Source organism: Sphingopyxis sp. Root1497, from assembly GCF_001427085.1.
Lineage (GTDB): Bacteria > Pseudomonadota > Alphaproteobacteria > Sphingomonadales > Sphingomonadaceae > Sphingopyxis.
Map to the genome: position 1 here is coordinate 106,959 of NZ_LMGF01000003.1, position 7,285 is coordinate 114,243.

Here is a 7,285-nt window from a genome sequence, read left to right on the forward strand (position 1 = left end):
CCGGTTCCGCCCCCTCTCCGCGATCGCCGGTAGTAAGCATCCTCCACCCCCACTTCACAACCCATGAAGCCCCGCACCATTCTGCGGCGTTGAGCGGCGGCATCGCCGCTGCTAGGGCCGGGCCATGGCGACAAGATCAGACGAACCGGCCTCTCCCTCCCCCGCTCTCGAATCGTCCGGCGTGCCGGACAAGCGTCCACGCAAACTCGACAGCTTGCGGATGATCTGGCAACACGCCAGCCGCTACCCGCTGCAACTGCTGATCGCCGCGGTCGCGCTCGGCGTCGCGGCGCTCGCGACGCTTGCCATCCCCTGGCAGTTCAAGGAAATGATCGACAGCGGCTTCGTCGCCGGCGGCGGCGACGTTGCGCCGCATTTCCGCCTGTTCTACGTTATCGTGCTGCTGCTCGCGGTCGCGACCGCGCTGCGCTTCTATTTCGTCAGCTGGCTCGGCGAGCGCACCGTCGCCGACATCCGCCAGGCGGTGCAGAAGAATCTGCTCCGCCTCGCCCCCGGCTTTTTCGAAGAAAACCGCCCGTCGGAAATCGCCTCGCGGATGACGTCGGACACCACCGTCATCGAACAGGTCGTCGGCACCACCGTCTCGGTCGCGCTCCGCAACACCGTGATGGGCATCGGCGGTATCATCTATCTCTTCTCGCTCTCGCCAAAGCTCACCGGCGGCATATTGCTCGGTATCCCGGTGATCATCATGCCGATCGTGCTGCTCGGCCGCCGCCTGCAGAATGTCTCGCGTTCGAGCCAGGACCGCGTCGCCGACATCGGCGCGACCACCGCCGAACAATTGGGCGCGATGAAGATCGTCCAGGCCTTCGGGCAAGAAAGCCGCGAGGCCGACCGCTTCACGCTGGCGGTCGAGAATAATTTCGCCACCGCGAAGCGCCGCATTCGCCTTCGCGCGATCATGACCGCGATCGTCATCGGCCTGCTCTTCGGCGCGATCACCACTCTGCTCTGGTACGGCGCCGCGGGTGTCGCCGCGGGGACGATCACCGGCGGCACGATCGCCGCCTTCGTGCTCACCGGAGGACTCGTCGCGGGCGCCTTCGGCGCCCTCACCGAAGTCTATGGCGACCTGTTGCGCGCCGCCGGCGCCGCCGAACGCCTCTCCGAGCTGCTCAACGCCGAACCCAGCATCGCGCCGCCCGCCAACGCGCGCCGCTTCCCCGACCCGCCGCTCGGCACGCTAGAGTTCCGCAATGTCGAATTCCGCTACCCGACCCGCCCCGACGCCCCCGCGCTCCATGACTTCAGCCTCGCGATCGCCCCGCGCGAGACCGTCGCGATCGTCGGCCCTTCGGGCGCCGGCAAGTCGACCCTCTTCCAGCTCGCCGAGCGTTTCTACGATCCGCAGGGCGGCAGCATATTGCTCGACGGCATTCCGCTGATCGACGCCGACCCCGCCGACATCCGCGCGCGCATCGCGATGGTGCCGCAGGAAACGGTGATCTTCGCCGCCTCGGCGCGCGACAATCTGCGCTACGGCAATTGGGACGCCACCGACGAGCAATTGTGGGATGCGGCGCGCGCCGCCAATGCCGAGGAGTTTCTCGCCAAGCTGCCGCAGGGGCTCGACACCTTCATGGGTGAGGGCGGCGCCCGCCTCTCGGGCGGCCAGCGCCAGCGCGTCGCCATCGCCCGCGCGCTGCTCCGCCGCGCCCCTTTGCTGCTGCTCGACGAAGCGACCTCGGCGCTCGACGCCGAATCCGAAAAGCTGGTGCAGGACGCGCTCGAGGCGCTGATGCACGACCGCACGACGATCGTCATCGCGCACCGCCTCGCCACCGTGCGCGCCGCCGACCGCATCATCGTGATGGACGACGGCCGCATCGTCGAGGAGGGCAAGCATGACGCGCTCGTCGCCGCCGACGGCCTCTACGCCCGCCTCGCGCGGCTCCAGTTCCAGGACAAACACGCCGCCTGACCTCCCCCGTTTCCCCTTCGAAGGACAAGACGATGCTCTACGACTTCACGGTACCCGCCTATCGCAACGGCCTCCGCGCGCTGTCGGCGCAGCTCGACAAGGCGCTCGGCTGGGGTGCTGAAAACGGCGTCGGCGAGCTGCAGTTCATCGCCGCGCGGCTCGCCCCCGACATGTTCCCGCTCGCGTCGCAGGTGCGCTTCTCGTGCCAGCAGGCGATCCAGGCGCTCACCCGCCTCGGCGCCGCCGGTGCCCCGCAATTCGCAGAGGACGCCGCCGACTTCGCCGGCCTCCAGGCGCAGCTCGCCGCGACGCTGGCCTGGCTCGACAGCGTTGACGCCGCGACCATCGACAGCGATCCCGGCCGCCCCGTGGGCTTCGACCTGCCCAACGGCATGGCCTTCGACATGACCGCGTCGACTTACGTCCGCGACTGGGCGCAGCCGCAATATTATTTCCACCTCGTCGCCGCCTATGCCGTGCTCCGCCACATGGGCGTGCCGCTCGGCAAGGTCGATTATGTCAACTATATGCTGACCTATCTGCGGCCCGGGACGGCCCCCGCCGCCTGACCGGCAGCAGGCACCGCGCCGCTCAGATCAACCCGCCATATTGGTGTATTCCGGGAAAGGCGAGCTTGCTGCCGCCGTTGCGGCGGATCGCGCCGATCGCCTGGTCGACCCGCAAATAGCGCGCCCGCGCCTCGGGTTCGAACATCAGCGTCGCGGGCTCGGCACGATCTGACGCGAGCTTCACCAGCTTGCCCAGTTGCGCGAGGTCGACCGCCTCGCCGTTCCAGCGGATCGTGTCCGCCGTATCGACGGTGATGCGGTTCTCGTCCCGCACGTCGGTCGGTCCGTCGATTTCGCCCGGCAACGTGATGTCGACCATGTGCGTCGGCGACGGGATGGTGATGATGAACATCACCAGCATCACCAGCATCACGTCGATCAGCGGGGTGGTGTTGATCACCGGACTGGCATTAGGATCGCTCCGGAAAATGCTGCGACGTCGGCGCATCGTCTCTCTCCCTGTCGAAGCGTGGCGCCGGCACGACATTGTCGATCGTCGCAGCCGGGTCCCGCTATCGATCGGCCCCCTTGCGCCGCTCGCAAGCGGTCACCGATCTTTTGTTATGGTATAACATTATAGAGACGGCGCAAACAAAAAGCGCGCCGGACCGGACAACGCCCGACCCGCCGCGCGCATAAAGAAAGGGCGGCACCTTTCGGTACCGCCCCTCTTTTGGTTCCAACCCAACCGGGCGGGAAATCTTAGTTGCCCGAACCCGGGCCGTACTTGATTTCCACGCGGCGGTTCTGGTCGTTGCGGACGCCGTCGGCGGTTGCAACGGCCGGGCGGCTTTCGCCGAACGCTTCTGCGCTGATCGAGCCATCCGAGATACCGCGAGCGGTGAGATAGCTCCGAACCGCGGTGTTGCGGCGTTCCGACAGACCGACGTTGTACTTGGCCGAACCCGAACGGTCAGCGTGACCGGCGAGCCAAACCTGCGTACCCGAGCAGCCACGGTTGTAAGCGCTGATGGCGTTGTCCAGCGTCGACGCCGCTTCGGGCGTGATGTTCGACTGATCCCAGTCGAAGTAGACGATGTACGGGCCAGGCTCGCAAACCGGCGGAGGCGGCGGCGGGGGCGGGGGCGGCGGAGGCGGGGGCGGCGGAGGCGGCGGGGGCGGCGGAGGTGCCGTCGGTGCCACCGGTTCCGCACCACCGAAGTTGAACGTCAGCGTGCCGAGGATCGAGTGCGAACGGAAGCGCGTCGAAACGTCGCGGCCGCGCTGATCGACCAGGTCGAGGTTGCTGGCGTTGAAGAAGCGATACTTCAGGCCGACATCGATGTTGCGGGTCAGCGGAGCGCGAACGCCCGCAATGGCCTGCCATGCGAAGCCGGTGTCCGAATCGTCGAGGAACGGACCGGCGAAGACCGGAGCGACATCGACGCGAGCCACACCGGCGCCGCCGCCGACGAAGCCCTGAAGGCCGTCATCGTCGCCGAAGTCGAGCATGCCGTTGACCATGAAGCTCAGCGCGTTCGAATCGCCATTCATGGCATAGCTGCCGGTAACCAGGTTACCCGTGCCATTGGCCGAACCCGGGATGCCGGGGGTGTTGAAACGGCCGGCCTTGATGTCGGCTTCGCGGTAGCCGACTTCGACTTCCGCGCGGAAACCGCCGAAATCATAGCCGACGACGCCTTCGAAGTCGTAACCCTTCTTGTGGTCGAGCGTACCTGCATTGTTGAAGGTGCCGATGTCGAGATCGAGATCTTCGACGATCATGACACCACCCCCAACTCCTACGTACCAGGAGTCGTCGCGCGCCAGAGCAGGCGTCGCAAGGGCGGTGGAGGCCAACGCCACGGCGGCGGCAAGCTTCCTCATAGTAGATTCCCCTTTCAATTGAGATTTACGTCTCGCAGACGTCCTACCCCCGCCTTTGGTTCCGCGCAAGCGAACAAATTGCCAATCTGTTGCCAAAAAGCCGCACTTGCCGGGCGATAATAGGTAAATTCAGCCTTAAATCAGAAGACCATGGCCGACAAGAGCCAGAATCAGCGCGGCGATCGCCGCACGCGCTTCGGAGTCGACCGTCGCTCCCCCCGCCGGACTCGCGATCGGGCCGGGTTCAACCCATGCCACACCGTCGAAGCGCAGCCAGCTTCCGTCGCTTAGCCGGTGTGTCCGCATGCCCGGCCGCGGTGCGACGAAGCGCCATCCGCCGCTGGTCCACAAGGCCAGCCCGCCATCCTTGCCGGCCCACGCCCCGCTGGCCCCCGCACCGACGATCCAGCCCTGCCCGGCGACCGGTGCGGAGGGCGGGACGGTCTGCGGCCCGTCCTCGACCACCGGCTGTACCAGCGCATCGAGCAGGGTCAGCGCCTCATTGTGCGTTACCTCCTTCTGCGCCTGCGCCATCGCCAACAGGGGCAGCGCGAAACGCGCCGTGCTCGACAGGTCGGTCATCACCTAATCCTTTCAATCGAGGGGAAGAATGAGCGGCAGCGACAGGGCAAAATCGCCGACCTGGCAGATCGCGAGACTTGTACCGGGCGGCAGCGCCGCGACCTCCGCCGCGCCGAGGTGCAGCGATGCGGCGGGGCATTCCCACGGACCGCTGCCCGCCACCGGAGGCTCTGCCATCACCCGCCAGGCCTCGCGTCCTTCGCCGAGCGGCAGGTCGATCCCGTCGCGCCAGCCGGTATTGGTCCGGCTCCGCCGCACCCATGCGACCAGCATCCCGCCCGCGCCATCGTCGGCGACGGCGCCATGCACCGGCGCCAGCGGGCGCAGCGCCGCCGCCGTATCGGGCACCGCCACCTCGGTCAGTTCGGCGCCGCCGCGCGCCGCCCATTGCAGTGACGCCATGCCGCCATCCGCCCAACCCGCCAGCGCATCGGGAAGCAGAAACGGCGCCGCATCGTCGAGCAGGACAAAGGGCGTATCGGCGGCATGCGCCGCGCCCCGCTCGGTCCCCGCCCGCCCGCGAAGCAGGCGCGACAGCCGCCAGGTCGTTTCGCCCAGCGCTTCGGCGACACCGAACTGGATCAACTCGTCGCCGATCATGGCGCGATTCGCGCCGCCGAGCAGCGCCGCATCGTCGACCGACATCAGAACCATCGACGGATTCATCAGCGAAACCAATATTTTATGTTCCATGTCGAACAGCGTCGCGTCGCCGGGACCCAGCGCCGCCGCCAGCGCTCCCAGCGCCGCGGCGGGGCGGATCGTCCCGACCGGGATCGGCTCGGCGCCCGGCGCCGGAACCAGCCATGTCTCGGCCCCGCGCCACCCGTCATTGCCTCCTGCCGCCGCGACCAGGATCTGCGGCGCGGTCGCGCTGCCGCCGCCGAGGTTCGGCAGGTCGAACAGCCGTACCACGCCTTCGCTGTCGGGCCAGTTGGGCGCGGACACCGATACCCCCGGATCGACCTCCCCGTCCGCGATCGTCACCGGCTGGTGACGCAGCAGCTCGATCCTGACCTCGCCATCCTTGACCGTCCGCGACGCCACGCGCCACGCGCTCGCATCGTTCAACGTCACCACCCCGCCGACCGGCAGCGCCAACGCGGCCAGGTCGCCGCGCCACACCCGTGTTTCGCGGCCGTCGGCCGCCGCCGCGGCGATCTGCCGCGCCAGGGCCCGGGCACCGCCCGCCGGCAGCACCGCCGGCAGGTCGATCCGGTCTTCGCGCCGCCCGCCGCCGGCGACCAGCGCGCTCTGCTGGCCGAGTTGATAGTCGCGCTCGGGTTCGTAATGCCGCAGCCGGATCGCCCCGGGCAGCGCCGACAGCGGCGCCCGGCACACTTCGGTCCCGTCGCGCGCCGATGATATCCGCCGCGCCTCGCTGAAATCGCCCAGCGCCACCGGATCGCCGGCCAGTCCCGTCGGCGCCAGCGTCCAACCGTCCGCCGCCCCGACCAGCCGCACCCCGTCGGCCTCGAACAGCGGCGCCAGCGCCTCGCGCACCCGGTCGCCCGACGCCGCATAGCCCGAAAAGGCGGTGCGTCCCGTGCAGCGCCCCGCCTCGCCGAGCAGCGCATCGCCGACCAGCCCCGCATCGATCGGACCCGCATCGGCCTCGACCTCGAAATTCAGCGCCGGAATGCGGTTGCCGAAACTCGCCAGCTCCAGGTCCTCGAACACCGCATAGCTCAGCCCGCGAAACGCGCTCGCCGACCCGATGCCGACCGCAGAGGCGATCAGTGGATCGACCGGCTGGTCCTCGCTCCCGTCGTACCAGCGAAAGGCGCAGCGCTCGCGGAACGTCCCGCTCGTCCCGCGCAGCAGGTCGCCGTCGGCCCAGATGCGCCGGATCGCACGCACCGGCCGCGACGACAGCGCCACCGCGAGCGACACCGCATAGCTATACTCGGTCGTCGACGGCCGCCCCTTGCCGCCGCCATGCTTCTCACGCCGCTCGATCAAATCGGTCGCCCAGATCACGCTGCCGGCGACGCGCATCGTCCCGAACAATTGCGGGATGGGCTGGCCATAGGTCGACGCCTGCACCTTCAGATCGGCCAGCCGCGGCCCTTCGCGCCCCTTTGGCTTGAAGATTTCGGCGTCGATCTGCTGCCCGATGAACGCGCCGATCGCCGACCCGATCGGCCCGCCGATCACCTGACCGACGACCGACAGCACCAAGGTTGCCATGACTATGCTCCTCGAAAAAGGGGGGGTGCGGGACGCCGCGCGATGGCCGATTTCGCGCGGTAGCGGGCATATAAATCCTCCCTGTGGCCATAGGCCATGGGGAGGGGGACCGCGCCCGAAGAGCGTGGTGGAGGGGCCGAAAGCTTGCACGACGCCTGACGGCGTCGGCCCC

The 7,285-nt window shown here is 68.4% G+C and carries 6 protein-coding genes; 2 read left to right on the forward strand and 4 right to left on the reverse strand.

Translation table 11 applies throughout. The features are described from left to right. Positions 1–124 precede the first annotated feature (124 nt). Positions 125–1,945 (forward strand): ABC transporter transmembrane domain-containing protein, encoded by a 1,821-nt coding sequence (locus tag ASD67_RS04040; RefSeq protein ID WP_082544834.1) that lies wholly within the window; start codon positions 125–127, stop codon positions 1,943–1,945. Between the two features lie 32 nt (positions 1,946–1,977). Beyond that, a complete protein-coding gene (locus tag ASD67_RS04045) occupies positions 1,978–2,514 on the forward strand; it encodes a DUF1993 domain-containing protein (RefSeq protein ID WP_056343774.1) in 537 nt (178 codons plus the stop codon). A 22-nt stretch (positions 2,515–2,536) separates the two neighbouring features. Here the strand turns inward: ASD67_RS04045 and ASD67_RS04050 are convergent, their stop codons facing one another. From ASD67_RS04050 to ASD67_RS04065, 4 genes are all read right to left on the reverse strand, one after another. After that, on the reverse strand, positions 2,537–2,962 hold the full coding sequence (locus tag ASD67_RS04050; RefSeq protein WP_056343777.1) for an ExbD/TolR family protein: 426 nt from the start codon (positions 2,960–2,962) through the stop codon (positions 2,537–2,539). Positions 2,963–3,216: 254 nt separating this feature from the next. Next, positions 3,217–4,341, reverse strand: coding sequence for an OmpA family protein (locus ASD67_RS04055; protein ID WP_056343780.1), 1,125 nt, complete (start codon positions 4,339–4,341; stop codon positions 3,217–3,219). Positions 4,342–4,476: 135 nt separating this feature from the next. Beyond that, on the reverse strand, positions 4,477–4,923 hold the full coding sequence (locus ASD67_RS04060) for a DUF2793 domain-containing protein (protein ID WP_056343782.1): 447 nt from the start codon (positions 4,921–4,923) through the stop codon (positions 4,477–4,479). Between the two features lie 12 nt (positions 4,924–4,935). Continuing rightward, the gene (locus ASD67_RS04065; RefSeq protein ID WP_056343787.1) at positions 4,936–7,113 is read right to left on the reverse strand and encodes a phage tail protein; all 2,178 of its coding nucleotides are present in this window, start codon (positions 7,111–7,113) and stop codon (positions 4,936–4,938) included. Between the last annotated feature and the right edge of the window lie 172 nt (positions 7,114–7,285).